This window comes from Streptomyces sp. HM190 (assembly GCF_009857135.1).
In the GTDB taxonomy this organism is placed as follows: Bacteria; Actinomycetota; Actinomycetes; order Streptomycetales; family Streptomycetaceae; genus Streptomyces; species Streptomyces heilongjiangensis.
This window is the reverse complement of record NZ_CP047318.1, coordinates 1,414,164-1,439,790: the sequence shown is the minus strand read 5'-3', so window position 1 is coordinate 1,439,790 and position 25,627 is coordinate 1,414,164. Positions and strand designations below refer to the sequence as shown.

Annotated in this window: 22 protein-coding genes; 19 read left to right on the top strand and 3 right to left on the bottom strand. The window is 71.6% G+C overall.

Annotation, left to right across the window (positions count from 1 at the left end; translation table 11 throughout):
* Window positions 1-46: 46 nt before the first annotated feature.
* Both efp and nusB read left to right on the top strand, forming a co-directional pair.
* Window positions 47-613, top strand: a complete 567-nt coding sequence (efp, locus tag GSY65_RS05735; protein WP_018549008.1) for an elongation factor P — start codon at window positions 47-49, stop codon at window positions 611-613.
* Between the two features lie 2 nt (window positions 614-615).
* Window positions 616-1,050, top strand: a complete 435-nt coding sequence (nusB, locus tag GSY65_RS05730) for a transcription antitermination factor NusB (RefSeq protein WP_159766276.1) — start codon at window positions 616-618, stop codon at window positions 1,048-1,050.
* Between the two features lie 147 nt (window positions 1,051-1,197).
* Here the strand turns inward: nusB and bldD are convergent, their stop codons facing one another.
* Complete coding sequence (bldD, locus tag GSY65_RS05725; protein WP_159766275.1) at window positions 1,198-1,698, bottom strand: transcriptional regulator BldD; 501 nt, start codon at window positions 1,696-1,698, stop codon at window positions 1,198-1,200.
* Between the two features lie 219 nt (window positions 1,699-1,917).
* On the opposite strand from bldD, the gene pyrR reads away from it, so the two are divergent.
* The 14 genes from pyrR to GSY65_RS05655 all read left to right on the top strand — a co-directional run bounded on the left by pyrR (window position 1,918) and on the right by GSY65_RS05655 (window position 18,780).
* Window positions 1,918-2,514 carry a bifunctional pyr operon transcriptional regulator/uracil phosphoribosyltransferase PyrR gene (gene pyrR / locus GSY65_RS05720; protein ID WP_159766274.1) on the top strand — a complete coding sequence of 199 codons (597 nt, stop codon included), beginning with the start codon at window positions 1,918-1,920 and terminating at the stop codon, window positions 2,512-2,514.
* A 127-nt stretch (window positions 2,515-2,641) separates the two neighbouring features.
* Window positions 2,642-3,670: an aspartate carbamoyltransferase catalytic subunit gene (locus GSY65_RS05715; protein WP_159766273.1), complete on the top strand. Its 1,029-nt coding sequence runs from the start codon at window positions 2,642-2,644 to the stop codon at window positions 3,668-3,670.
* A gap of 5 nt (window positions 3,671-3,675) precedes the next feature.
* Window positions 3,676-4,962 carry a dihydroorotase gene (locus GSY65_RS05710; RefSeq protein ID WP_159766272.1) on the top strand — a complete coding sequence of 429 codons (1,287 nt, stop codon included), beginning with the start codon at window positions 3,676-3,678 and terminating at the stop codon, window positions 4,960-4,962.
* The gene (locus GSY65_RS05705) at window positions 4,959-5,525 is read left to right on the top strand and encodes a PH-like domain-containing protein (RefSeq protein ID WP_159766271.1); all 567 of its coding nucleotides are present in this window, start codon (window positions 4,959-4,961) and stop codon (window positions 5,523-5,525) included. Before GSY65_RS05710 ends, GSY65_RS05705 begins: the two co-directional genes overlap by 4 nt.
* Window positions 5,522-6,664 carry a glutamine-hydrolyzing carbamoyl-phosphate synthase small subunit gene (gene carA / locus GSY65_RS05700; RefSeq protein ID WP_159766270.1) on the top strand — a complete coding sequence of 381 codons (1,143 nt, stop codon included), beginning with the start codon at window positions 5,522-5,524 and terminating at the stop codon, window positions 6,662-6,664. Before GSY65_RS05705 ends, carA begins: the two co-directional genes overlap by 4 nt.
* Complete coding sequence (gene carB / locus GSY65_RS05695) at window positions 6,657-9,965, top strand: carbamoyl-phosphate synthase large subunit (RefSeq protein ID WP_159766269.1); 3,309 nt, start codon at window positions 6,657-6,659, stop codon at window positions 9,963-9,965. Before carA ends, carB begins: the two co-directional genes overlap by 8 nt.
* 122 nt (window positions 9,966-10,087) lie before the next feature.
* Window positions 10,088-11,197, top strand: coding sequence for a quinone-dependent dihydroorotate dehydrogenase (locus tag GSY65_RS05690; protein ID WP_159766268.1), 1,110 nt, complete (start codon window positions 10,088-10,090; stop codon window positions 11,195-11,197).
* Entirely contained in the window at window positions 11,194-12,042 is an 849-nt protein-coding gene (gene pyrF, locus GSY65_RS05685) for an orotidine-5'-phosphate decarboxylase (protein WP_159766267.1), read from the top strand. The genes GSY65_RS05690 and pyrF overlap by 4 nt, the downstream gene beginning before the upstream one ends.
* A gap of 299 nt (window positions 12,043-12,341) precedes the next feature.
* Entirely contained in the window at window positions 12,342-12,665 is a 324-nt protein-coding gene (locus GSY65_RS05680; RefSeq protein WP_003977346.1) for an integration host factor, read from the top strand.
* Between the two features lie 57 nt (window positions 12,666-12,722).
* A complete protein-coding gene (gene gmk, locus GSY65_RS05675; RefSeq protein ID WP_159766266.1) occupies window positions 12,723-13,316 on the top strand; it encodes a guanylate kinase in 594 nt (197 codons plus the stop codon).
* Window positions 13,317-13,377: 61 nt separating this feature from the next.
* Entirely contained in the window at window positions 13,378-13,647 is a 270-nt protein-coding gene (gene rpoZ / locus GSY65_RS05670; protein ID WP_055541593.1) for a DNA-directed RNA polymerase subunit omega, read from the top strand.
* Window positions 13,648-13,817: 170 nt separating this feature from the next.
* Complete coding sequence (gene coaBC, locus GSY65_RS05665) at window positions 13,818-15,020, top strand: bifunctional phosphopantothenoylcysteine decarboxylase/phosphopantothenate--cysteine ligase CoaBC (RefSeq protein WP_159766265.1); 1,203 nt, start codon at window positions 13,818-13,820, stop codon at window positions 15,018-15,020.
* Between the two features lie 240 nt (window positions 15,021-15,260).
* Complete coding sequence (gene metK / locus GSY65_RS05660) at window positions 15,261-16,469, top strand: methionine adenosyltransferase (RefSeq protein ID WP_159766264.1); 1,209 nt, start codon at window positions 15,261-15,263, stop codon at window positions 16,467-16,469.
* Between the two features lie 163 nt (window positions 16,470-16,632).
* Window positions 16,633-18,780: a primosomal protein N' gene (locus GSY65_RS05655; RefSeq protein ID WP_159766263.1), complete on the top strand. Its 2,148-nt coding sequence runs from the start codon at window positions 16,633-16,635 to the stop codon at window positions 18,778-18,780.
* Between the two features lie 133 nt (window positions 18,781-18,913).
* Here GSY65_RS05655 and GSY65_RS05650 read toward each other — a convergent pair whose 3' ends face one another.
* Window positions 18,914-19,531 (bottom strand): hypothetical protein, encoded by a 618-nt coding sequence (locus GSY65_RS05650; RefSeq protein WP_159766262.1) that lies wholly within the window; start codon window positions 19,529-19,531, stop codon window positions 18,914-18,916.
* 452 nt (window positions 19,532-19,983) lie between these two features.
* Here GSY65_RS05650 and fmt point away from each other — a divergent pair, with 452 nt between their 5' ends.
* Together fmt and GSY65_RS05640 are read left to right on the top strand one after the other, a co-directional pair.
* Window positions 19,984-20,928 carry a methionyl-tRNA formyltransferase gene (fmt, locus tag GSY65_RS05645; protein WP_159766261.1) on the top strand — a complete coding sequence of 315 codons (945 nt, stop codon included), beginning with the start codon at window positions 19,984-19,986 and terminating at the stop codon, window positions 20,926-20,928.
* Between the two features lie 210 nt (window positions 20,929-21,138).
* Window positions 21,139-22,569 (top strand): RsmB/NOP family class I SAM-dependent RNA methyltransferase, encoded by a 1,431-nt coding sequence (locus GSY65_RS05640; RefSeq protein WP_159766260.1) that lies wholly within the window; start codon window positions 21,139-21,141, stop codon window positions 22,567-22,569.
* 9 nt (window positions 22,570-22,578) lie between these two features.
* Here the strand turns inward: GSY65_RS05640 and GSY65_RS05635 are convergent, their stop codons facing one another.
* Window positions 22,579-24,690 (bottom strand): MMPL family transporter, encoded by a 2,112-nt coding sequence (locus GSY65_RS05635; RefSeq protein WP_159766259.1) that lies wholly within the window; start codon window positions 24,688-24,690, stop codon window positions 22,579-22,581.
* A gap of 137 nt (window positions 24,691-24,827) precedes the next feature.
* Between GSY65_RS05635 and rpe the strand changes: the two genes are divergently transcribed.
* Window positions 24,828-25,514, top strand: a complete 687-nt coding sequence (rpe, locus tag GSY65_RS05630; RefSeq protein WP_159766258.1) for a ribulose-phosphate 3-epimerase — start codon at window positions 24,828-24,830, stop codon at window positions 25,512-25,514.
* Window positions 25,515-25,627: the final 113 nt, after the last annotated feature.

Below are 25,627 nucleotides of genomic sequence, written 5' to 3'. Positions count from 1 at the left end.
GCGTGCCCCGGGGTCGTCCACGTAAGTCCAGGAGATTGAAGCAACCGTGGCTTCCACGAACGACCTCAAGAACGGCATGGTGCTCAAGCTCGACGGCGGCCAGCTCTGGTCCGTCGTCGAGTTCCAGCACGTCAAGCCCGGCAAGGGCCCGGCCTTCGTGCGCACCAAGCTCAAGAACGTGCTCTCCGGGAAGGTCGTCGACAAGACCTTCAACGCCGGCGTGAAGGTCGAGACGGCCACCGTCGACAAGCGCGACATGCAGTTCTCCTACATGGACGGCGAGTACTTCGTCTTCATGGACATGGAGACCTACGACCAGCTGATGGTCGACCGCAAGGCCGTCGGCGACGCCGCCAACTTCCTGATCGAGGGCTTCACCGCCACCGTCGCGCAGCACGAGGGCGAGGTGCTCTTCGTCGAGCTGCCGGCCGCCGTCGAGCTCGTCGTCCAGGAGACCGAGCCGGGCGTCCAGGGCGACCGCTCCACCGGCGGCACCAAGCCCGCCACCCTGGAGACCGGTCACCAGATCCAGGTGCCCCTCTTCATCACCACCGGTGAGAAGATCAAGGTCGACACCCGCACGAGCGACTACCTCGGCCGGGTGAACAGCTAACCGTGGCTGCCCGTAACACGGCCCGCAAGCGCGCCTTCCAGATCCTCTTCGAGGGCGACCAGCGCGGGGCCGACGTCCTGACCGTCCTCGCGGACTGGATCCGGCACTCCCGGTCCGACACCAGGCAGCCGCCGGTCAGTGAGTACACGATGCAGCTGGTCGAGGGGTACTCCGAGCACGCCAAGCGGATCGACGAGCTGATCGCGCAGTACTCGGTGGGCTGGACCCTCGACCGGATGCCGGTCGTGGACCGCAACATCCTGCGGCTCGGCGCCTACGAGCTGATCTGGGTGGACGAGACCCCGGACGCGGTGGTGCTGGACGAGATGGTGCAGCTGGCGAAGGAGTTCTCCACGGACGACTCCCCGTCGTTCGTGAACGGACTGCTCGGGCGCCTGAAGGACCTGAAGCCGTCGCTCCGCAGGGAAGCCGAATAGGCGACTGCCCGCAGAGGGCCTCCGTCGGGAGGCCGTCGGCGACGCCGGCCCGTCCGCGTCCCTGAAGACAGAAACCGCCGGGGTGGCCCGAACCGAAAGGTTCGGGCCACCCCGGCGGCACGTTTCTGCTGAGCTTCGCCCGAGGGGTCAGCCCTCCTCGTGGGAGACGGCGCGACGCGCGTCCGCGTCCAGGACACCCCAGCTGATCAGCTGCTCGGTCAGGACCGAGGGGGACTGGTCGTAGATGACGGCGAGTGTGCGCAGGTCGTCCTGGCGGATGGAGAGCACCTTGCCGTTGTAGTCACCACGCTGGGACTGGATCGTCGCGGCGTACCGCTGGAGCGGGCCCGCCTTCTCGGCCGGGACGTTGGCCAGGCGCTCCAGGTCCAGGACGAGCTTCGGCGGCGGCTCGGCGGCACCACCTGGGGTCGTCCCGGGAAGCAGCTCCTGCACGGGAACCCCATAGAAATCCGCCAGCTCCGCGAGGCGCTGCACGGTGACGGCGCGGTCGCCGCGCTCGTACGAACCGACCACGACCGCCTTCCAGCGTCCCTGGGACTTCTCCTCGACACCGTGGAGGGAAAGGCCCTGCTGGGTGCGGATGGCCCGGAGCTTGGCCCCGAGCTGTTTGGCGTATTCGCTGGACATATAGCTCCCCGGACGAAGGCTGGTAACTCACTGTGAGGTTACGCAGCGTGACTCTGCCCCGTCAAGCCGAATGGTCCGGACCGACGCTTCCGTGGTAAACGCTCTCCCTTGGGCCAGGGGGGTGATCTGGGGCGTTGCCCGGGCCTGCTACCGTGGATGGCGCAAATCCGACGTCCTTTAAAGTCCGTCCCGTGAGGCGGAGAAGGAGGTCCGTTTCGTATGGACACGCAGGAAAATCCGCAACACGATCCGCAGCCGTCCGATGCCAGGCCGGTCCTCGAGGCCCCCGACATCGCGCGGGTACTGACCCGCATCGCCCACGAGATCGTCGAACGCGCCAAGGGCGCCGACGACGTGGTGCTCCTCGGCATCCCGACCCGGGGCGTCTTCCTGGCCCGGCGGCTCGCCGACAAGCTGGCGGAGATCACCGACCGCAAGATCCCGGTCGGCTCGCTCGACATCACCATGTACCGGGACGACCTGCGCATGCACCCGCCGCGTGCGCTCGCCCGCACGGAGATCCCCGGTGATGGGATCGACGGCCGCCTCGTCGTCCTCGTCGACGACGTCCTCTTCTCCGGCCGCACGATCCGCGCGGCGCTCGACGCGCTCAACGACATCGGCCGCCCGCGCGCCGTCCAGCTCGCGGTGCTCGTCGACCGCGGCCACCGCGAACTGCCCATCCGCGCCGACTACGTCGGCAAGAACCTCCCCACGTCGCTGCGGGAGACGGTCAAGGTCCAGCTCGCCGAGGAGGACGGTCGGGACACCGTGCTGCTCGGCGCGAAGCCGGCCGCCCGGGGCGCGCAGCAGTAGCGACCACCCGGCGTACGGCCCTGCCGTGCGCCCCACGTCGCCCACCCGCGCGCCTGCCCGCCCCCGGCTGTCACCGGCCGACCGGGCCGCGCCTCCCGACATCGAACGCCTTTACGGAGCCTGACAGATGCAGCGTCATCTCATCTCGGCCGCCGACCTCACCCGCGACGACGCCGTCCTGATCCTCGACACCGCCGAGGAGATGGCCAGGGTCGCCGACCGGCCGATCAAGAAGCTGCCGACCCTGCGCGGCCGCACGATCGTCAACCTGTTCTTCGAGGACTCCACCCGTACCCGGATCTCCTTCGAGGCCGCCGAGAAGCGCCTCTCCGCGGATGTGATCAACTTCTCCGCCAAGGGATCGAGCGTGTCCAAGGGCGAGTCCCTCAAGGACACCGCCCAGACCCTCGAAGCCATGGGTGTCGACGCCGTCGTCATCCGCCACGGCGCCTCCGGAGCGCCGTACCGCCTGGCGAACTCCGGCTGGATCGACGCCGCCGTCATCAACGCGGGCGACGGCACCCACCAGCACCCCACCCAGGCCCTGCTCGACGCCTTCACCATGCGCCGACGGCTCGTCGGCCGGGACGCCGGCCTCGGCCAGGACCTGTCCGGCAAGCGCGTCACGCTCGTCGGCGACGTCCTGCACAGCCGCGTCGCCCGCTCCAACGTCGACCTGCTGCACACCCTCGGCGCCCAGGTCACCCTCGTCGCGCCGCCCACCCTGCTGCCGGTCGGCATCGAGGCCTGGCCCTGCGAGGTGTCGTACGACCTCGACAGCACGCTTCCCAAGTCCGACGCGGTGATGATGCTGCGCGTGCAGCGCGAGCGCATGCACGCCGCGTTCTTCCCCACCGAGCGCGAGTACTCCCGGCGCTACGGCCTCGACGGCGACCGCATGGCACGGATGCCCGAGCACGCCATCGTGATGCACCCCGGCCCGATGGTCCGCGGCATGGAGATCACCGCCGAGGTCGCCGACTCCGACCGCTGCACCGTCGTGGAGCAGGTCGCCAACGGCGTCTCCATCCGCATGGCCGTCCTCTACCTGCTGCTCGGGGGCAACGAGCCCGCCGTCACCCACACCCGCCCGCCCGTCGCCCACCCTTCCAACGAGCACTCAGCGCACACCCCTTTCGCGGCCGAGGAGAAGTAAGACAGATGAGCAAGATCCTGATCCGTGGTGCGAAGGTGCTCGGCGGCGAGCCGCAGGACGTGCTGATCGACGGCGAGACCATCGCCGAGGTGGGCGCCGGACTGTCCGCCGACGGCGCCGAGGTCGTCGAGGCCGGCGGCAAGGTCCTCCTGCCGGGGCTGGTCGACCTGCACACCCATCTGCGCGAGCCCGGCCGGGAGGACTCCGAGACGGTCCTCACCGGCACCCGGGCGGCGGCCTCCGGCGGCTACACCGCCGTGTTCGCCATGGCCAACACCTTCCCGGTCGCCGACACCGCCGGCGTGGTCGAGCAGGTCTACCGGCTCGGCCTGGAGCACGGCTACTGCGACGTCCAGCCCGTCGGCGCCGTCACCGTCGGTCTCGAAGGGCACAAGCTCGCCGAGCTGGGCGCCATGCACGAGTCGGCCGCCGGGGTCACCGTCTTCTCCGACGACGGCAAGTGTGTCCACGACGCGGTGATCATGCGCCGCGCCCTGGAGTACGTGAAGGCCTTCGGCGGGGTCGTCGCCCAGCACGCCCAGGAGCCCCGGCTCACCGAGGGCGCCCAGATGAACGAGGGCGTCGTCTCCGCGGAACTGGGCCTCGGCGGCTGGCCCGCGGTGGCCGAGGAGTCGATCATCGCCCGTGACGTGCTGCTCGCCGAGCACGTGGGGTCCCGCGTCCACATCTGCCACCTGTCGACCGCCGGGTCCGTCGAGATCGTCCGCTGGGCCAAGTCCCGCGGCATCGACGTCACCGCCGAGGTCACCCCGCACCACCTGCTCCTCACCGACGAACTGGTGCGCTCGTACAACCCGGTCTACAAGGTCAACCCGCCGCTGCGCACCGAGCGCGACGTGCTGGCCCTGCGGGAGGCGCTCGCCGACGGCACGATCGACATCGTCGCCACCGACCACGCCCCCCACCCGCACGAGGACAAGGACTGCGAGTGGGCCGCGGCCGCCATGGGCATGGTCGGCCTGGAGACCGCCCTGTCCGTGGTCCAGGAGACGATGGTCGAGACCGGACTGCTCGACTGGGCGGGCGTCGCGGACCGCATGTCGTTCACGCCCGCGCGCATCGGCCGGGCCGCCGGTCACGGCCGTCCCGTCTCGGCAGGTGAGCCCGCCAACCTCACGCTCGTCGACACGGCATACCGTGGTGCGGTGGACCCCGCGGGCTTCGCCTCGCGCAGCCGCAACACCCCCTACGAGGGCCGCGAGCTGCCGGGCCGTGTCACCCACACGTGGCTGCGGGGCAAGGCCACGCTCGTCGACGGGAAGCTCACGTGACACCTGTAATGCTGCTGGCCGCACAGAAGGAGTCGGCCGAGGTCACCAACTGGGCCGGACGCATCGGCTGGGTCGTCGGACTCGCCCTCTTCGTCGCCCTCGTCTACTGGCTGATGCGCGAGGGCTGGAAGTGGCGGGGCACGCTCCAGAGCGACCTGCCGGAGCTGCCCACCGTGCCGGAGCGGCCCGGTGAGGCCAGACTGACGATGAGCGGCCGCTACCACGGCTCCACGACCGCCGGGCAGTGGCTCGACCGCATCGTGGCGCACGGCCTCGGCACCCGCAGCCGGGTCGAGCTCACCCTCACGGACGCCGGCATGGACGTCGTACGGCCCGGAGCGACGGACTTCTTCGTCCCCCGCGAGGCGCTGCGCGAGGCCCGGCTCGACAAGGGCATCGCCGGCAAGGTCCTCACCGAGGGCGGACTGCTCGTCGTCACCTGGGCCCACGGCGACAAGCTCCTCGACTCCGGGTTCCGCTCCGACCACGCGGCCGAGCACAACGAGTGGGTCGAGACCCTGAACCAGATGATCAAGAAGACGGAAACGGAAGGCGCACGATGACGACCTCCACTAGGGGAGCCACCAAGGTTCCCGCGGTACTCGTCCTGGAGGACGGCCGGATGTTCCGCGGCCGCGCCTACGGGGCCGTGGGGGTGACCTTCGGCGAGGCCGTGTTCTCCACCGGCATGACCGGCTACCAGGAGACCCTCACCGACCCGTCGTACCACCGCCAGGTCGTCGTGATGACCGCCCCGCACGTCGGCAACACCGGTGTCAACGACGAGGACCCCGAGTCGCAGCGGATCTGGGTCGCGGGCTACGTCGTACGCGACCCCGCGCGCGTTCCCTCCAACTGGCGCTCCCGGCGCACCCTCGACGCGGAACTGGCCCAGCAGGGCGTCGTCGGCATCAGCGGCGTCGACACCCGCGCCCTCACCCGCCACCTGCGCGAACGCGGCGCCATGCGGGTCGGCATCTTCTCCGGCAACGCCCTGCCCGACGAGGGCACCATGCTCGCCGAGGTCCGCCAGGCCCCCGAGATGAAGGGCGCCGACCTCTCCGCGGAGGTCGCCACCAAGGAGCCGTACGTCGTCCCCGCGATCGGTGAGAAGAAGTTCACCGTCGCCGCCGTCGACCTCGGCATCAAGGGCATGACCCCGCACCGCATGGCCGAGCGCGGCATCGAGGTGCACGTCCTCCCGGCGACGGCGACCGCCGAGGAGGTGTACGCCGTCAACCCCGACGGCGTGTTCTTCTCCAACGGCCCCGGCGACCCGGCCACCGCCGACCACCCGGTCTCCGTCATGCGGACGGTCCTGGAGCGCGGCACCCCGCTGTTCGGCATCTGCTTCGGCAACCAGATCCTCGGCCGCGCCCTGGGCTTCGGCACCTACAAGCTGAAGTACGGCCACCGCGGCATCAACCAGCCGGTGCAGGACCGTACGACCGGCAAGGTCGAGGTCACCGCGCACAACCACGGCTTCGCCGTCGACGCCCCGCTCGACAAGGTCTCCGAGACCCCCTACGGCCGCGCCGAGGTCTCCCACGTGTGCCTCAACGACAACGTGGTCGAAGGGCTCCAGCTCCTCGACCGCCCGGCTTTCAGCGTCCAGTACCACCCCGAAGCGGCAGCCGGCCCGCACGACGCCGCCTACCTGTTCGACCGCTTCGTATCCCTGATGGAGGGCCAGCGTGCCTAAGCGCACCGATATCCAGTCCGTCCTGGTCATCGGCTCCGGCCCGATCGTCATCGGCCAGGCCGCCGAGTTCGACTACTCCGGCACCCAGGCGTGCCGCGTCCTCAAGGCCGAGGGCCTGCGCGTCGTCCTGGTGAACTCCAACCCGGCGACGATCATGACCGACCCGGAGATCGCCGACGCCACGTACGTCGAGCCGATCACCCCCGAGTTCGTCGAGAAGATCATCGCCAAGGAGCGCCCCGACGCGCTGCTGCCCACCCTCGGCGGCCAGACCGCACTCAACACCGCCATCTCGCTCCACGAGAACGGCGTTCTGGAGAAGTACGGCGTCGAGCTGATCGGCGCCAAGGTCGAGGCGATCCACAAGGGCGAGGACCGCGACCAGTTCAAGCTGGTCGTCGAGGCGGTCAACGCCAAGATCGGCCACGGCGAGTCCGCCCGCTCGGTCATCTGCCACTCCATGGAGGACGTCCTCAACGGCGTCGAGACGCTCGGCGGCTACCCGGTCGTCGTCCGCCCGTCCTTCACCATGGGCGGCGCCGGCTCCGGCTTCGCGCACGACGAGGAGGAGCTGCGCCGCATCGCCGGCCAGGGCCTCACCCTGTCGCCGACCACCGAGGTGCTCCTGGAGGAGTCCATCCTCGGCTGGAAGGAGTACGAGCTGGAGCTGATGCGCGACAAGAACGACAACGTCGTGGTCGTCTGCTCCATCGAGAACTTCGACCCCATGGGCGTGCACACCGGCGACTCGATCACCGTCGCGCCCGCGATGACACTCACCGACCGCGAGTACCAGGTGCTGCGGGACGTCGGCATCGCGATCATCCGCGAGGTCGGCGTCGACACCGGCGGCTGCAACATCCAGTTCGCCGTGAACCCCGTCGACGGCCGCGTCATCGTCATCGAGATGAACCCGCGTGTCTCGCGCTCGTCCGCCCTCGCCTCCAAGGCGACCGGCTTCCCGATCGCCAAGATCGCCGCGAAGCTCGCCGTCGGCTACACGCTGGACGAGATCCCGAACGACATCACCGAGCAGACCCCGGCCTCCTTCGAGCCGACGCTCGACTACGTCGTCGTGAAGGCCCCGCGCTTCGCCTTCGAGAAGTTCCCGTCCGCCGACTCCTCGCTCACCACGACCATGAAGTCGGTCGGCGAGGCCATGGCGATCGGCCGCAACTTCACCGAGGCCCTGCAGAAGGCCCTGCGCTCGCTGGAGAAGAAGGGCAGCCAGTTCACCTTCGTCGGGGAGCCCGGCGACAAGGCGGAGCTGCTGCGCGAGGCGGTCCGGCCGACCGACGGCCGCATCAACACCGTCATGCAGGCCATCCGCGCCGGCGCGACCCCGGACGAGGTCTTCGAGTCCACGAAGATCGACCCCTGGTTCGTCGACCAGCTCTTCCTCATCAAGGAGATCGCGGACGAGCTGGCCGCCGCCGACAAGCTCGACCCCGACCTCCTCGCCGAGGCCAAGCGGCACGGCTTCTCCGACCAGCAGATCGGCGAGATCCGGGGCCTGCGCGAGGACGTCGTGCGCGAGGTCCGGCACGCGCTGGGCGTACGCCCGGTGTACAAGACGGTCGACACCTGCGCCGCCGAGTTCGCCGCGAAGACCCCTTACTTCTACTCGTCCTACGACGAGGAGAGCGAGGTCGCGCCCCGCGAGAAGCCGGCCGTCATCATCCTGGGCTCCGGCCCGAACCGTATCGGCCAGGGCATCGAGTTCGACTACTCCTGCGTCCACGCCTCCTTCGCGCTGAGCGAGGCGGGCTACGAGACCGTGATGGTCAACTGCAACCCGGAGACCGTCTCCACCGACTACGACACCTCAGACCGGCTCTACTTCGAGCCGCTCACCCTGGAGGACGTGCTGGAGATCGTGCACGCCGAGTCGCTGGCCGGCCCGATCGCGGGCGTCGTCGTCCAGCTCGGCGGCCAGACCCCGCTGGGCCTGTCGCAGGCGCTCAAGGACAACGGCGTCCCGATCGTGGGCACCTCCCCGGAGGCCATCCACGCCGCCGAGGACCGCGGGGCCTTCGGCCAGGTCCTCGCCGAGGCCGGCCTCCCGGCCCCGAAGCACGGCACGGCGACCACCTTCGCGGGCGCCAAGGCCATCGCCGACGAGATCGGCTACCCGGTCCTCGTCCGGCCGTCGTACGTCCTCGGCGGACGCGGCATGGAGATCGTCTACGACGAGGCGCGCCTGGAGGCGTACATCGCCGAGTCGACCGAGATCAGCCCCTCCCGGCCCGTCCTCGTCGACCGGTTCCTCGACGACGCGATCGAGATCGACGTCGACGCCCTCTACGACGGCGAGGAGCTGTACCTCGGCGGCGTCATGGAGCACATCGAGGAGGCCGGCATCCACTCCGGCGACTCGGCGTGCGCCCTGCCCCCGATCACCCTCGGCGGCTTCGACATCAAGCGCCTGCGCGCCTCCACCGAGGCCATCGCCAAGGGCGTCGGCGTCCGCGGACTGATCAACATCCAGTTCGCGATGGCCGGCGACATCCTCTACGTCCTGGAGGCCAACCCGCGCGCCTCCCGCACCGTCCCCTTCACCTCGAAGGCGACCGCGGTGCCGCTCGCCAAGGCCGCCGCCCGGATCTCGCTGGGCGCGACCATCGCCGAGCTGCGCGCGGAGGGTCTGCTGCCGAAGAACGGCGACGGCGGCGAGCTGCCGCTGGACGCGCCGATCTCCGTCAAGGAGGCCGTCATGCCGTGGTCGCGCTTCCGCGACATCCACGGGCGCGGCGTCGACACGGTCCTCGGCCCGGAGATGCGCTCCACCGGCGAGGTCATGGGCATCGACTCGGTCTTCGGCACGGCGTACGCCAAGTCGCAGGCCGGTGCGTACGGCCCGCTGCCCACCAAGGGCCGCGCGTTCATCTCGGTCGCCAACCGCGACAAGCGCTCGATGATCTTCCCGGCCCGCGAGCTGGTCGCCCACGGCTTCGAACTGCTCGCCACGTCCGGCACGGCCGAGGTGCTCAAGCGCAACGGCATCAACGCCACGGTCGTGCGCAAGCAGTCCGAGGGCACCGGCCCGAACGGCGAGAAGACCATCGTCCAGCTCATCCACGACGGCGAGGTCGACCTCATCGTCAACACCCCGTACGGCACCGGCGGCCGCCTCGACGGCTACGACATCCGTACGGCCGCCGTCGCCCGCTCCGTGCCGTGCCTGACGACGGTCCAGGCGCTCGCCGCGGCCGTCCAGGGCATCGACGCGCTCAACCACGGTGACGTCGGGGTGCGCTCACTCCAGGAACACGCCGAACACCTGATCGCGGCCCGCGACTAGCAGCCCTGAGGGGGACACCGGAAACGGTGTCCCCCTCTTCATGAGGACACCCCCTCTTCTTGAGGACACCCGCCATGAGGACGTCCGCTCCTCATGAGGACTGAGGACCCGAGGACTTCGAGATGTACAAGCTGTTCTTCCGTCTGGTTTTCACCCGGATGGACCCCGAGGAGGCGCACTACCTGGCCTTCCGATGGATCCGCCTCGCCGCACGCGTCCCCGTGCTGCGCACCTTCCTCGCGGCCGCGCTCGCGCCCCGCCACGAGGAACTGCGCACGGAGGCGTTCGGCCTGCGCATGCACGGCCCGTTCGGGCTGGCCGCCGGCTTCGACAAGAACGCCGTCGCCGTCGACGGGATGTCGATGCTGGGCTTCGACCACGTCGAGATCGGCACCGTGACGGGCGAGGCGCAGCCCGGCAACCCCAGGAAGCGGCTGTTCCGCCTGGTCGACGACCGGGCGCTGATCAACCGCATGGGCTTCAACAACGAGGGCTCCCTGGCCGTCGCCGCCCGCCTGGCCTCCCGCAACCCCGTCTTCAGGACGGTCGTGGGCGTCAACATCGGCAAGACCAAGATCGTCCCCGAGGAGGAGGCCGCCGCGGACTACGTGAAGTCCACCGAGCGCCTCGCCCCGTACGCCGACTACCTCGTCGTGAACGTCTCCTCGCCCAACACGCCCGGTCTGCGCAACCTCCAGGCCACCGAGGCGCTGCGGCCCCTGCTGACCGCCGTCCGCGAGGCCGCCGACCGCACGGTGCGCACCCGCCGGGTGCCCCTGCTGGTGAAGATCGCCCCCGACCTCGCCGACGAGGACATCGACGCCGTCGCCGACCTCGCCGTGGAGCTGGGCCTGGACGGGATCATCGCCACCAATACCACCATCGCGCGCGAGGGACTCGGTCTGACCTCCGAACCCTCCCTCGTCAAGGAGACCGGCGGGCTCTCCGGCGCCCCCCTGAAGGCCCGTTCCCTGGCGGTCCTGCGCCGCCTCTACGCGCGCGTGGGCGACCGGATCACCCTGGTGGGCGTCGGCGGCATCGAGAACGCCGAGGACGCCTGGCAGCGCATCCTCGCCGGCGCCACCCTCGTCCAGGGCTACAGCGCCTTCGTCTACCAGGGCCCCTTCTGGGCGCGCGCCGTCCACAAGGGTCTCGCCGCCCGCCTGCGCACCAGCCCGTACGCCACCCTCGCCGACGCGGTCGGCGCCGACGTGAGGAAGAAGACGGCATGACCGAGCCCTTCGGCGCGCGACTGCGCCACGCCATGGACGAACGCGGCCCGCTCTGCGTCGGGATCGACCCGCACTCCGCCCTGCTCACCGCCTGGGGCCTGAACGACGACGTCGCGGGCCTGGAGCGCTTCAGCCGTACGGTCGTCGAGGCGCTCGCGGGCCGGGTGGCGGTCCTCAAGCCCCAGAGCGCGTTCTTCGAGCGCTTCGGCTCGCGCGGCATCGCCGTCCTGGAGAAGTCGGTCGAGGAGGCGCGGGCGGCCGGCGCGCTGGTCGTCATGGACGCCAAGCGCGGCGACATCGGCTCCACCATGGCCGCGTACGCCGAGACCTTCCTGCACAAGGACGCGCCCCTGTTCTCGGACGCGCTGACGGTCTCGCCCTACCTCGGCTACGGCTCCCTGAAGCCGGCCGTGGACCTGGCACGCGAGAACGGCGCCGGGCTGTTCGTACTGGCGCTGACCTCCAACCCGGAGGGCGGCGAGGTCCAGCACGCCGTGCGCACGCAGGACGCCGCGGGACGGGACGTCGGGGCGACGATGCTGGCGCACCTGGCCGCCGAGAACGCGGGGGAGGAGCCCATGGGGTCCTTCGGCGCCGTCGTCGGCGCCACGCTCGGCGACCTCTCGTCGTACGACCTTCGGATCAACGGACCTCTCCTCGCGCCGGGCATCGGGGCGCAGGGGGCCACCCCGTCCGATCTCCCGGCGGTGTTCGGGGCGGCCGTGCGCCATGTGGTGCCCAATGTCAGCCGGGGTGTTCTTCGTCACGGTCCCGATGTCGTCGCGCTGCGTGACGCCTCGGATCGTTTCGCGGACGAGATCAGGGACGCCGTGGAGGCCGCCTGAGACCTCCGATGAGTGCTCCGGCGGCGCTCGACGGACGACTTGAGTCTGAATACATTCTCAAATCCGGGGAGATATGCGTCTTATGTCCGACTCCAGGGAGGCTGACCAGGACTTTTCCGCTGTTCTCGCTGACTCTGGCGGAGTTGGCCGCTAGTCTCCGACGAGTGAGGGCACCTCCCACGCCCTCCAGGCAGTAGGGGGAGAACGGGCAGGCGTGTTGCTCGTACTCCCCTGGTGTGGGGCGACTAGGTTCCTCACCGGTCCGTATCCGACAGTTCGACATCCGAGGTGACGTAGGCGTGGCTCTTCCGCCCCTTACCCCTGAACAGCGCGCAGCCGCGCTCGAAAAGGCCGCCGCGGCTCGCCGGGAGCGGGCCGAGGTCAAGAATCGACTCAAGCACTCCGGCGCCTCCCTGCACGAGGTCATCAAGCAGGGCCAGGAGAACGACGTCATCGGCAAGATGAAGGTCTCCGCCCTCCTTGAGTCGCTGCCCGGCGTGGGCAAGGTCCGCGCCAAGCAGATCATGGAGCGACTCGGCATCTCCGAGAGCCGTCGTGTGCGCGGCCTCGGCTCCAACCAGATCGCATCCCTGGAGCGTGAGTTCGGCAGCACCGGTTCCTGACCCGGTCCTGCGGGCAGGGAGTCCCGGGCACTCCGGGATTGCTGGAATAATCGCTGCATGGCTGCAACATTCCGGGGGACGACCCCCGAGCCCCCGGACGTACGTCCGCGGCTGACCGTGCTCTCCGGCCCCTCGGGGGTCGGCAAGAGCACGGTCGTCGCCCATATGCGCAAGGCACACCCCGAGGTCTGGCTCTCGGTGTCGGCGACGACCCGCAGGCCCCGCCCCGGTGAGAAGGACGGCGTCCACTACTTCTTCGTCTCCGACGACGAGATGGACAAGCTGATCGCCAACGGCGAGCTGCTGGAGTGGGCCGAGTTCGCAGGCAACCGCTACGGCACCCCGCGGGGCGCCGTGCTCGAACGCCTGGAGCGCGGCGAGCCGGTCCTGCTGGAGATCGACCTCCAGGGCGCCCGTCAGGTCCGCGAGACCATGTCCGACGCCCAGCTGGTGTTCCTGGCCCCGCCCTCCTGGGACGAGCTGGTCCGCCGGCTCACCGGCCGGGGCACCGAACCGCCCGAGGTGATCGAACGCCGCCTGGACGCCGCCAAGGTCGAACTCGCGGCCGAGCCGGAGTTCGACGTCACCCTGGTCAACACCTCCGTCGAGGACGTGGCCCGCGAGCTGCTAGCCTTGATGGACGTTGTGTGATCGTCGTGGCCCCTGCACGACCAGTACACTGAAATCTTTCCCATCCATCGGAAGGTAGAGCGTGTCCTCTTCCATCTCCGCGCCCGAGGGCATCATCAACCCGCCGATCGACGAGCTCCTCGAGGCCACCGACTCGAAGTACAGCCTCGTGATCTACGCGGCCAAGCGTGCCCGCCAGATCAACGCGTACTACTCGCAGCTCGGCGAGGGCCTCCTCGAGTACGTCGGTCCCCTCGTCGACACGCACGTCCACGAGAAGCCGCTCTCGATCGCCCTGCGCGAGATCAACGCGGGGCTGCTCACGTCCGAGGCCGTCGACGGCCCCGCGTAAGCAGCACACGACGGATTCCTCGGATCGTCATATCCGAGGACCGCGGTAGGTTTTTCCACAGGCCCGGCAGCGCGACTGTCGGGCCTGTGGTGTGTGATGGACGCGTACGCCGACGAGCCGCGGTGCGCGTCGGTCAGGTCGGGGTTCGGGATCGAGTGCGGGGAGGCCCGGTGGGCAAGCCGAAGGTCGTTCTGGGGGTCAGCGGTGGCATCGCCGCCTACAAGGCGTGCGAACTGCTGCGCCGGCTGACCGAGTCCGGGCATGACGTACGGGTCGTGCCGACCGACTCGGCGCTGCACTTCGTCGGCGCCGCCACCTGGTCCGCGCTCTCCGGCAACCCGGTCTCCACCGAGGTCTGGGAGAGCGTCCACGAGGTGCCGCACGTCCGCATCGGCCAGGCGGCCGACCTGGTCGTGGTCGCCCCGGCGACGGCCGACATGCTCGCCAAGGCCGCCCACGGCCTGGCCGACGACCTGCTGACCAACACCCTGCTCACCGCCCGCTGCCCCGTCGTCTTCGCCCCCGCGATGCACACCGAGATGTGGGAGCACCCGGCCACCCAGGAGAACGTGGCGACGCTGCGCCGCCGCGGCGCTCTCGTCATCGACCCGGCGGTGGGCCGGCTGACCGGCGCCGACACCGGCAAGGGCCGGCTGCCGGATCCCGCCGAGATCTTCGAGGTCTGCCGCCGGGTGCTCGCCCGCGGCACCGCCGGACCGGACCTCGCCGGACGGCACGTCGTGGTCAGCGCCGGCGGCACCCGCGAGCCGCTCGACCCGGTCCGCTTCCTCGGCAACCGCTCCTCGGGCAAGCAGGGCTACGCCCTCGCCCGGACGGCCGCCGCGCGGGGCGCCCGGGTCACCCTGATCGAGGCGAACACCGGGCTGCCGGACCCGGCGGGCGTGGACGTCGTCCGGGTCGGCACGGCGGTCCAGTTGCGCGAGGCGGTGCTCAAGGCGGCGCCAGACGCGGACGTGGTCGTGATGGCGGCCGCCGTGGCGGACTTCCGCCCGGAGACCTACGCCACCGGCAAGATCAAGAAGAAGGACGGCCAGGACCCCGAGCCCATCGTCCTGGTTCGTAATCCGGACATCCTCGCCGAGATGGCGGCCGACCGTCCCCGTCCGGAGCAACTGGTCGTGGGTTTCGCCGCCGAGACCGACGACGTCCTCGCCAACGGCCGCGCCAAACTGGCGCGCAAGGGGTGCGACCTCCTCGTGGTGAACGAGGTGGGGGAGCGCAAGACCTTCGGTTCCGAGGAGAACGAGGCCGTGGTGCTGGGAGCCGACGGGAGTGAGACGGCCGTACCGTACGGACCGAAGGAAGCCCTGGCCGACACGGTGTGGGACCTGGTCGTGGACCGGCTGGGCTGACTGCTCCATTCGCGCCACGGAACGTGAACGGTGGACAACTTAGGGGTGTGGCGACCCTGGCGGACACCGGCGGGCATTGGGCAGAATGCACGTGCCGCAGGTCACAGAGCTCCCGAGAGGCGAGACAGGTGGGCCGGTGGTCGAGACCGACCGATAAACTGTTCACGGACGACGCCGGGCGCAGCCTCCGTCCCGTCCGCCAATGATCAGCCAGCAGCCGCTGCAACCACAGGGAGCGTTGTGTCCCGTCGCCTGTTCACCTCGGAGTCCGTGACCGAGGGCCACCCCGACAAGATCGCTGACCAGATCAGCGATGCCATTCTCGATGCGCTGCTGCGCGAGGACCCCACGTCCCGTGTCGCGGTGGAGACGCTCATCACGACCGGCCTGGTGCACGTGGCCGGCGAGGTCACGACCAAGGCCTACGCGCCGATCGCCCAGCTCGTCCGCGACACGATCCTGGCCATCGGCTACGACTCGTCGAAGAAGGGCTTCGACGGAGCGTCCTGTGGTGTGTCGGTGTCGATCGGTTCGCAGTCCCCGGACATCGCGCAGGGTGTCGACACGGCGTACGAGAACCGGGTCGAGGGCGACGAGGACGAGCTGGACCGCCAGGGCGCCGGCGACCAGGGCCTGATGTTCGGCTACGCGACGGACGAGACGCCGACGCTGATGCCGCTGCCGATCTTCCTGGCGCACCGACTGTCCAAGCGCCTGTCCGAGGTCCGCAAGAACGGCACCATCCCCTACCTCCGTCCCGACGGCAAGACCCAGGTCACCATCGAGTACGACGGCGACAAGGCGGTCCGCCTCGACACGGTCGTCGTCTCCTCGCAGCACGCCAGCGACATCGACCTGGAGTCGCTGCTCGCCCCGGACATCCGCGAGTTCGTCGTCGAGCCGGAGCTGAAGGCCCTCCTCGACGAAGGCATCAAGCTGGACACCGAGGGCTACCGCCTCCTGGTCAACCCGACCGGCCGCTTCGAGATCGGCGGCCCCATGGGCGACGCCGGCCTCACCGGCCGCAAGATCATCATCGACACCTACGGCGGCATGGCCCGCCACGGTGGCGGCGCCTTCTCCGGCAAGGACCCGTCCAAGGTCGACCGCTCCGCCGCGTACGCGATGCGCTGGGTCGCCAAGAACGTGGTCGCCGCGGGCCTCGCCTCACGCTGCGAGGTCCAGGTGGCCTACGCCATCGGCAAGGCCGAGCCCGTCGGTCTGTTCGTGGAGACCTTCGGCACCGCCAAGATCGACACGGAGAAGATCGAGAAGGCGATCGACGAGGTCTTCGACCTCCGCCCCGCCGCGATCATCCGCGACCTCGACCTGCTGCGCCCGATCTACGGCCAGACCGCCGCGTACGGCCACTTCGGCCGTGAGCTCCCCGACTTCACCTGGGAGCGCACCGACCGCGTGGACGCCCTGCGCGAGGCGGCGGGTCTGTAACCCGCGGCACCCTTCGGTTCCTTCCGAGGCCCGGTGTCCCCCTGTCCGGGGGCGCCGGGCCTCGGCGTTGCGGGGCTTCGGCGTCGTCATCGGCCGTCGTTGCCCGCCGATCCGTGACCCGCGGGCGCCGTCGGTTGTCGGTGGGGTTTGGGAGAATGCCTGCGTGAGCAGCGAGGACGGGGCGCGTGGTGGCGCGGGGGGTGCGGCGCCGGAGCAGCTCGCGCTCATTCGGGAGGCCGTGCAGAAGGCCAGGGCGCCGCGGGCCAAGCCGCGGACGTGGCGGGGGGCCGCCCTGGCGAAGGAGCTGCCCGTCGCCCGGGTGCTGGTCGACAAGGGGGTGCTGCATCTCGACCGGTACTTCGACTACGCGGTGCCCGAGGAGCTGGACGCCGTCGCGCAGCCGGGGGTGCGGGTCCGGGTGCGTTTCGGGGCCGGGGGGCGCAATGTCCGCGAGGGGCGGCGGGAGGGGGGAACGCTGATCGACGGGTTCCTCGTCGAGCGGGTCGCCGAGTCGGACTACGCGGGGCCGTTGGCCGCGCTCGCCCAGGTCGTGTCGCCGGAGCCGGTGCTGAGCCCGGAGCTGCTGGGGCTCGCGCGGGCGGTCGCCGACCGGTACGCGGGGAGCCTCGCGGATGTGCTGCAGTTGGCGGTGCCGCCGCGCCACGCCCGGGCCGAGGCGGCCGGCACGGCCGGGCCGCCGCCCGCTCCGCCGGCGCCGGAGCCGGGGTCCTGGGCGAGGTACGCGCGGGGCCCGGAGTTCCTGCGGGCGCTGGCCGCCGGTCGTTCGCCGCGCGCGGTGTGGACGGCTCTGCCGGGGCCCGACTGGGCGCAGGAGATCGGGCGGGCCGTGCAGGCGACCCTGGCCTCCGGGCGGGGCGCGCTCGTCGTCGTACCGGCGGGGCGGCCCGCCGCGCGGGTCGACGAGGCCCTCCGGGAGCTGTTGGGGGAGGGGCAGCACGCGCTGCTGACCGCCGACGCGGGGCAGGAGCGGCGGTACCGGGAGTGGCTGGCCGTGCGGCGGGGGGCGGTACGGGCCGTCGTCGGGACCCGGGCCGCCATGTTCGCCCCAGTGCGCGACCTCGGGCTGGTCGTCGTCTGGGACGACGGCGACGCCGCCCACAGCGACGACAACGCTCCCTTCCCGCACGTGCGGGAGGTGCTGGAGCTGCGGGCGACCCGGGACCGGTGCGCGTTCCTCCTGGGGAGTTGGAGCTGCACCGTCGAGGCCGCGCAACTCGTCGAGAGCGGGTGGGCCGCGCCGGTCGTCGCCGGCAGGGAGCAGGTGCGGGCGGTCGCTCCGCTGGTGCGGACCGTCGGGGACGGGGAGCTGGCGCGCGACGAGGCGGCCCGGGCCGCGCGTCTGCCCAGCCTCGCCTGGCAGGTCGCCAGGGACGGGCTGCGGGACGGGCCTGTCCTCGTCCAGGTCCCCCGGCGTGGATACGTGCCGCGGACGGCTTGCGCGCAGTGCCGGGAACCCGCCCGGTGCCGGCACTGTGCGGGACCTCTGGAGGCGCGGGAGGGCGCAGGTCCCCTGGTGTGCGGGTGGTGCGGGCGTGAGGAGGCGCACTGGCAGTGCCCGGAGTGCGGGAGCCGTCGGCTCCGGGCCCAGGTCGTGGGGGCGCGGCGTACCGCCGAGGAGCTGGGACGGGCCTTTCCCGCCGTGCCGGTGCGGACCTCCGGGCGGGAACACGTGCTCGACACCGTGCCGGGTACGCCCGCGTTGGTCGTGAGCACACCCGGCGCCGAACCGGTCGCCGAGGGCGGGTACGCGGCCGCTCTGCTGCTCGACGGCTGGGCCATGCTCGGGCGGCCCGATCTGCGGGCCGGGGAGGAGGCGCTGCGCCGGTGGATCGGGGCGGCCGCGCTCGTGCGGAACCAGGGGGCGGGCGGCACGGTCGTCGTGGTCGCCGAGCCGACGCTGCGGCCCGTGCAGGCGCTCGTGCGGTGGGATCCGGTGGGGCACGCGGTACGGGAGCTCGCGGACCGTGCCGAGCTGGGGTTTCCGCCGGTGTCCCGGATGGCGGCCGTGTCGGGCGCGGCCCAGGTGCTGGCCGACTTCCTGGGCGGTGTGGAACTGCCGCCGGACGCTGAGGTGTTGGGGCCCGTGCCGGTGCCCGTCGTGGAGCCGGGGCGGGTACGGCGGGTGGGGGCGCCGCCGCCGGGGGAGGCATGGGAGCGCGCGTTGATCCGGGTGCCGCCGGGGAGCGGTGCGGCGCTGGCCGCCGCGCTCAAGAGCGCCCAGGCCGCGCGGATGGCGCGTGGGGGCGGCGAGGTGGTCCGGATCCGCGTGGATCCCCTCGACATCGGGTGAGACACGGGGGAGCGGGACAGCGGCTCACTTGGATGACGCCGTGTGTGGTGCTGAGCACCGGGGGAGTCGACGGCTGCCGCCCGGCGTACGGCGGTGCCTCCCGGAGCGGGCCGGGAGGCGGTCGCCGGTGTCGTCAGCCGTTGCGCGGGCCGGGGAAGGCCGTGGGGCGTGCCTCGTCCCGGAGGGTGGGGCTGCCGGCCGTCGGCTGGGTGGGCATCTGACTCGGCATCGGCCCCGTCATCCTGCCCTGCATCTGTCCCGTCATCTGTCCCGTCATCTGTCCGGGCAGTTGGCCCGGCATGGATCGGGCCGCGGGGACCGTCGGCAGGCCGGAGCCCACGTTGACGGTGCGGGTGCCCTGCGGCTCACCCGTGCGCTCCGCCTCGGCCGCTGCCTGGGCGGCGGCACGGCGGGCGCCGTAGCGGCGGTGCACCGCCTGTTTGGTCACCCCGAGGGCCGAGCCCACCGCGTCCCACGAGAAGCCGAGTGAGCGGTCGAAGTCCACGGCGGCCGTGACCAGGGTCTCGACGCTGTCCCGCAACTCCTGGGCGAGACGGACGGTCGGGGCGGGGGCGCGTCCGTAGACGACGAAGCCCGTGGAGGGGCCGGAGCGGCGCGGGCGGTAGACGTTGCCCAACTGGGCGGTGAGGGTGCGTAGTGCGTCCACCTGCCGGCGGACCCGCTCGATGTCCCGCACCAGCAAGTGCAGGCTGGCCCGAGCCTGGGCGTCGTGGGTTGCGTGGTCGGCCATGAACAAGCCTCTCGAACCGGCGTTGAAAAGGATGGGCCGCGATTGCGGCCGGTAGTGGTCAACTCTCTCTTGACCAACGCGGATCAGCTCCGCTGGTAACGGGGTGGGGGCGTGGGGGAATGTGCGCGGGGCGCGTGGGGAGGGCCGCGCGACGTGATCTCCCGCCCGCGCACCGTCCGTGCCGGGCGGCCTGAACAGGAGGGTTTCCCGAGGCGGGACCGCCTGTCGGGGCCCGCCCGCCCTTGGGTCCCGCACCCGCGTTCCTGGCCCCAACAGCGTGGCGGGGTGCGGTCAAGGCCACAGCTGCGGCCGCGGCTTGCGGGTGGTGGGGGCAGGGGCGGGGCGCGGGCTGCGAGAGGTCGGCGGTGGTCCGGGGGCATAGACTGGTGCGTTGTCCTGTGTCTTGTGCGCAGGGGTTGTTGAAGTTCCGTCCGAGAGGCCGACAGTCACCCATGAGGCTTGTCTTCGCTGGTACCCCCGAGGTGGCGGTTCCCGCCCTGGACGCGCTGATCGCGTCGGGACGGCATGAGGTGGCCGCGGTGGTGACGCGGCCCGACGCGCCGGCGGGACGGGGACGGCGGCTCGTCGCGAGCCCTGTGGCGCAGCGGGCCGAGGAGGCCGGCATCGAGGTGCTGAAGCCGCACCGGCCGCGGGACGAGGACTTCCTCGCCCGGCTGCGGGAGATCGCGCCGGACTGCTGCCCCGTGGTGGCCTACGGAGCCCTGCTGCCGCGGGTGGCCCTGGACGTTCCCCTGCACGGCTGGGTCAACCTGCACTTCTCGCTGCTGCCCGCCTGGCGCGGTGCCGCGCCCGTGCAGCACTCGATCATGGCGGGCGACGAGATCACCGGTGCGTCCACGTTCCTCATCGAGGAGGGGCTCGACTCCGGGCCCGTGTACGGGACGGTCACCGAGGTGATCCGGGCCACCGACACCAGCGGGGACCTGCTGACGCGCCTCGCCTTCGCGGGGGCGGGGCTGCTCGCCGCCACCATGGACGGGATCGAGGACGGCACCCTGAAGGCGGTGCCACAGCCCGCCGACGGGATCACCCTCGCCCCGAAGATCACCGTCGACGACGCCCGGATCGACTGGGCGGCGCCCGCGCTGCGGATCGACCGGGTGGTGCGCGGGTGCACACCGGCGCCGGGCGCGTGGACCACGTTCCGGGGCGAGCGGCTCAAGCTCATCCACGTCGCGCCGGTCCCCGAGCGGACCGGACTCGCGCCGGGTGCGCTGGAGGTCGGCAAGAACACCGTGCACGCCGGGACCGGCTCGTACGCCGTGGAACTGCTCTGGGTGCAGGCCCAGGGGAAGAAGCCGATGCGGGCCGCCGACTGGGCGCGCGGCGTGCGCATCTCCTCCGGTGAGTCCCTCGGCACCGAGGACACCGTCTAGTGCGCTGCTCCCGGCACCGAGGACACCGTCCAGGAGCGGGTTCGCGACGCCGGGGCACCGCCCGCGGTCACCTCCTCGGCGTCGACGGCCTCGCCCCACGGCGCGGGTGGCACCGCCCCGCGGTAGCGGCCCCCGGGCCCCGCCCGACCCCTCCAGCGCGCGTCGTACGCTGGTCGTGGCATCTCATCCCTTATCCGGAGCACCTTTTTCGTGAGTGAGCAGTCCCGCCCTCCCCGCAAGCCGGGCAAGCCGTACCGACGGCCCCAGAAGGACCCCGTCCGCCTCCTCGCCTTCGAGGCGTTGCGGGCCGTCGACGAGCGGGACGCCTACGCGAATCTCGTCCTGCCGCCGCTGCTGCGGAAGGCGCGCGAGAAGGAGGGGCCGGACAAGTTCGACGCGCGGGACGCGGCGCTGGCGACCGAGCTGGTGTACGGGACGCTGCGCCGGCAGGGCACCTACGACGCGGTGATCGCCGAGTGCGTGGACCGGCCGCTGCGCGAGGTCGACCCGCCCGTGCTGGACGTGCTGAGCCTGGGGGCGCACCAGCTGCTCGGGACGCGCATCCCGACGCACGCGGCCGTCTCGGCGTCCGTGGACCTCGCGCGGGTGGTGCTCGGCGACGGGCGCGCCAAGTTCGTGAACGCCGTGCTGCGCAAGATCGCGCAGCACGACCTCGACGGCTGGCTGGAGCGGGTCGCGCCGCCGTACGACGACGACCCCGAGGATCACCTCGCCGTCGTGCACAGCCACCCCCGGTGGGTCGTCTCCGCGCTGTGGGACTCGCTCGGCGGCGGCCGGGCGGGCATCGAGGACCTGCTGGAGGCGGACAACGAACGGCCCGAGGTGACGCTGGTCGCCCGGCCGGGGCGGGCCACCACCGAGGAACTCCTCCGGGAGGACTCCGCGATGCCGGGCCGCTGGTCGCCCTACGCCGTGCGGCTCACCGAGGGTGGGGAGCCGGGGGCCGTCGACGCCGTACGGGAAGGCCGTGCGGGTGTGCAGGACGAGGGCAGCCAGCTCGTGGCGCTGACCCTCGCGAACGCGCCGCTCGACGGGCCCGACCGGGCCTGGCTGGACGGGTGCGCCGGACCCGGCGGCAAGGCCGCGCTGCTGGCCGCGCTCGCCGCCGAACGCGGAGCCGTGCTGCTCGCCTCCGAGAAGCAGCCGCACCGCGCGGGCCTGGTCGCCAGGGCGCTCGACGGCAACCCCGGGCCGTACCAGGTGATCGCGGCCGACGGCACGCGTCCCCCGTGGCGGCCCGGGTCGTTCGACCGGGTGCTGATGGACGTGCCCTGCACGGGTCTGGGGGCGCTGCGCAGGCGTCCCGAGGCGCGCTGGCGGCGCCGCCCCGACGACCTCGACTCCTTCGCCCCGCTGCAACGGGCCCTGCTGCGGACCGCGTTGGAGTCCGTACGGGTCGGGGGTGTCGTCGGTTACGCGACCTGTTCGCCGCACCTCGCCGAGACCCGCGCGGTCGTCGCGGACGTCCTCAAGCAGTACGGCGACGGGGCGGACCTCATCGACGCCCGGCCGCTGCTGGAGGGCGTACCGGCCCTCGGTGAGGGCCCTGACGTGCAGCTGTGGCCGCATCTGCACGGCACGGACGCGATGTACCTCGCGCTGATCCGCCGCACCGCCTGAACACCCCGGTCACGCGCGACGCGGGAGTCCCTCGTCGCGGGCCAGCGGGTGCGGCCACCACACCTTCGGACCGATGTCCAGGAAGAGGGACGTCACGAGGACGGAGCGGACGACCAGGGTGTCGAGGAGGACACCGAGGGCGACCGCGAAGCCGATCTCGGCGAAGGCGACCATGGGCAGGGTGGCGAGCGCGGCGAACGTGCCGGCCAGCACCAGGCCCGCCGAGGTGATGACCGCGCCCGTCGCCGCGAGGCCCGTCACGACACCCTGGCGGGTGCCCTGGTGGGTGGCCTCCTCGCGGATGCGGGTGGTGAGGAAGATGTTGTAGTCGATGCCCAGCGCGACCAGGAACACGAAGACGAAGAGCGGGAAGTCCGTCGTCTCTCCCGCGTAGTCGAAGAGGTGGCGGAACGCGAGCGCGCTGATGCCGAGGGCCGCCGCGAACGACAGGATCACCGTGCCGATCAGCACCAGTGGGGCGATCAGCGCACGCAGCAGGGCGCAGAGGATCAGCAGGACCACGAGCAGCACCAGCGGGATGATCAGCAGATTGTCGTGCGTGGTGGCCTTCTCCATGTCCAGCAGGGCCGCGGTACCACCGCCGACCTGCGCGTCGGCGTCCGGAACCGCGTGGACGGCGTCCCTGACCCGTTCGACCGTGTCCTTCGCGGCCTGGCTGTCGGCCGGGGCGGACATGGTCGCCTCGAAGAGGACCCTGCCGTCGTGGAAGGGTCTCGTGCCCGGTGGCAGCCCGAGCGAGTCCGGTACGACCCCATCCGTGTTAGCGACCGCGCGGCCCACCTCGCGGGCCTGCGCCCGGTTGCTGATGATCACCAGGGGATCGCCGCTGCCCGCCGGGAAGTAGCGAGCGGAGACCTCCTGGCCGACGATCGAGTCCGGTTTCCCGGTGAACGCGTCCGCGTTGCCGATGCCCTCGGCGCGCAGCTGGAGCAGGCCCAGCGAGCACAGGGCCAGGGCGGCCGCCGTCGCGATCCAGGTCGTGCGCGGGCGGCCGGCGATCCGCCTGCCCATCCGCGCCCACACGCCGCGCTCGGTGGGCTCGGCACTGCCGAAGTGGGGGACGACCGGCCAGAAGATCCAGCGGCCGACGATCACCAGCAGGGCGGGGAAGAGCGTCATCATCGCGAGCAGCGCGACCGTGACGCCGATGGCGGCCACCGGGCCGAGCCCGCTCGTCGAGTTCATCTCGGCGGCCAGCAGCACCAGCATGCTCAGCACGACCGTCGCGCCCGAGGCGATCACCGCCGGTCCCGCCCGGTGCAGGGCCAGCGCCATCGCCTCGTGACGGTCCTCGTGGCGGCGCAGCTCCTCGCGGTAGCGGGCGACGAGCAGCAGGGCGTAGTCGGTGCCCGCGCCGAAGACCAGCACCGTGAGAATGCCCGCGCTCTGCCCGTTGACGGTCAGCCCCGCGTGCTCGGCGAGCAGATAGATCAGCGCCTGGGCCGTGAACAGCGCGGCGACCACCGCGAGCAGCGGTACCAGCAGCAGGGTCGGACTGCGGTACGTGAACAGCAGCATCACGATGACGACGGCCATCGCCGACAGCAGCAGGGTGGAGTCGATGCCCTCGAATGCCTTGGAGAAGTCGGCGTTCGTCCCGCCCGGACCCGTGATGTGCACGGCGAGCCCGTCGCCGCCCTCACCCACGTCGTCGCGGATCGAGTCGACCGCGGGCGCGATCCGCTCCCAGCCCTTCTCGTCCATCGTGATCGGTACCTGGATCCGGGCGGCCCTCGGGTCGGTCGGGCGGTCGTACACCGGCCCGCGGGTCTGGGCGCCGATGATGCCGTGGTCCGTCAGCCGCCTCAGCTCACGGGCGTCCTGCTGGATCCGGGCCCGGTCCGCGGCGGTCAGCCCGCTCTCCCTGGCGTAGACGACGACCGCCGGGATCTGCTCCGGCCGGAACTTCTCGGACGCCTGCAGCACCTGGGTGGACTCGGCGGAGCCCGGCAGCCACGACGCCGCGTCGTTGTCCTGCGCGTCGGTCAGCCGGGAGGCGAGCGGTGCCGTCAGGAAGAGGACGATGAGCCACAGCACCAGGACGACCCACTTGGCACGCCGCCCGCACACCAGGTGGGCGACACCGCGACTCCCCGTCATGGGCACCCCCGCGGACGCGCCGCACGGAGCACGCGGGCAGCGGTGCGGTCGGGCCGGGACAGCCCTCGGCCGGCGCACCGGCCTTCCCGGCCGGTACCGATGACCGCAACCCCCCGGGGGCATGGCAGGCTTGGTGCATGGCCGCGCAGATCAACCCAAGCATCCTGTCCGCCGACTTCGCCCGTCTCGCCGACGAGGCGAAGGCGGTCGAAGGGGCCGACTGGCTCCATGTAGACGTGATGGACAACCATTTCGTCCCGAACCTCACGCTCGGTGTGCCGGTCGTAGAGTCCCTGGCCCGTGCGACGCGGACGCCGCTGGACTGTCATCTCATGATCGAGGCCCCCGATCGGTGGGCCCCCCAGTACGTGGAAGCGGGTGCCGGTTCCGTCACTTTCCATGCCGAGGCGGCCGCCGCACCGGTGCGGCTCGCCCGTGAGATCCGGGCCAAGGGCGCCCGTGCCTCCATGGCGCTCAAGCCCGCGACGCCGATCGAACCGTTCGAGGACCTGCTGCCCGAGCTCGACATGGTGCTGATCATGACGGTCGAACCGGGCTTCGGAGGCCAGGCCTTTCTCGACATCATGCTCCCCAAGATCCGCCGCACCCGCGAGTTGATCAGCAAGCACGGCCTCGGCCTGTGGCTCCAGGTCGACGGCGGCGTCTCCGCGTCCACCATCGAGCGCTGCGCGGAGGCGGGCGCCGACGTCTTCGTCGCCGGTTCCGCGGTCTACGGGGCCGACGACCCGGCCGAGGCGGTCCGCGCGCTGCGCGCCCGGGCCGACGCCGCCACGGCAGCCGCGGGATGGGCCTGCGGACACTGAGACACTGTCGTACGACCGTGCGACCGCCGGATGAGCGGCGCAGGTCAGGCGACCTCCGGGCCAAGGAAACGTGAACGGCGTTCCTTCGGGCTGATCGAAAACGTCGGATCTGC

What these genes read in the sequence shown, in the direction of transcription:
- bldD (WP_159766275.1), bottom strand. Translation starts at nt 1,698, where the DNA reads ATGTCCAGCGAATACGCCAAACAGCTCGGGGCCAAGCTCCGGGCCATC.
- pyrR (WP_159766274.1), top strand. Translation starts at nt 1,918, where the DNA reads ATGGACACGCAGGAAAATCCGCAACACGATCCGCAGCCGTCCGATGCC.
- GSY65_RS05715 (WP_159766273.1), top strand. Translation starts at nt 2,642, where the DNA reads ATGCAGCGTCATCTCATCTCGGCCGCCGACCTCACCCGCGACGACGCC.
- GSY65_RS05710 (WP_159766272.1), top strand. Translation starts at nt 3,676, where the DNA reads ATGAGCAAGATCCTGATCCGTGGTGCGAAGGTGCTCGGCGGCGAGCCG.
- carA (WP_159766270.1), top strand. Translation starts at nt 5,522, where the DNA reads ATGACGACCTCCACTAGGGGAGCCACCAAGGTTCCCGCGGTACTCGTC.
- GSY65_RS05690 (WP_159766268.1), top strand. Translation starts at nt 10,088, where the DNA reads ATGTACAAGCTGTTCTTCCGTCTGGTTTTCACCCGGATGGACCCCGAG.
- pyrF (WP_159766267.1), top strand. Translation starts at nt 11,194, where the DNA reads ATGACCGAGCCCTTCGGCGCGCGACTGCGCCACGCCATGGACGAACGC.
- gmk (WP_159766266.1), top strand. Translation starts at nt 12,723, where the DNA reads ATGGCTGCAACATTCCGGGGGACGACCCCCGAGCCCCCGGACGTACGT.
- GSY65_RS05650 (WP_159766262.1), bottom strand. Translation starts at nt 19,531, where the DNA reads ATGGCCGACCACGCAACCCACGACGCCCAGGCTCGGGCCAGCCTGCAC.
- fmt (WP_159766261.1), top strand. Translation starts at nt 19,984, where the DNA reads ATGAGGCTTGTCTTCGCTGGTACCCCCGAGGTGGCGGTTCCCGCCCTG.
- GSY65_RS05635 (WP_159766259.1), bottom strand. Translation starts at nt 24,690, where the DNA reads ATGACGGGGAGTCGCGGTGTCGCCCACCTGGTGTGCGGGCGGCGTGCC.
- rpe (WP_159766258.1), top strand. Translation starts at nt 24,828, where the DNA reads ATGGCCGCGCAGATCAACCCAAGCATCCTGTCCGCCGACTTCGCCCGT.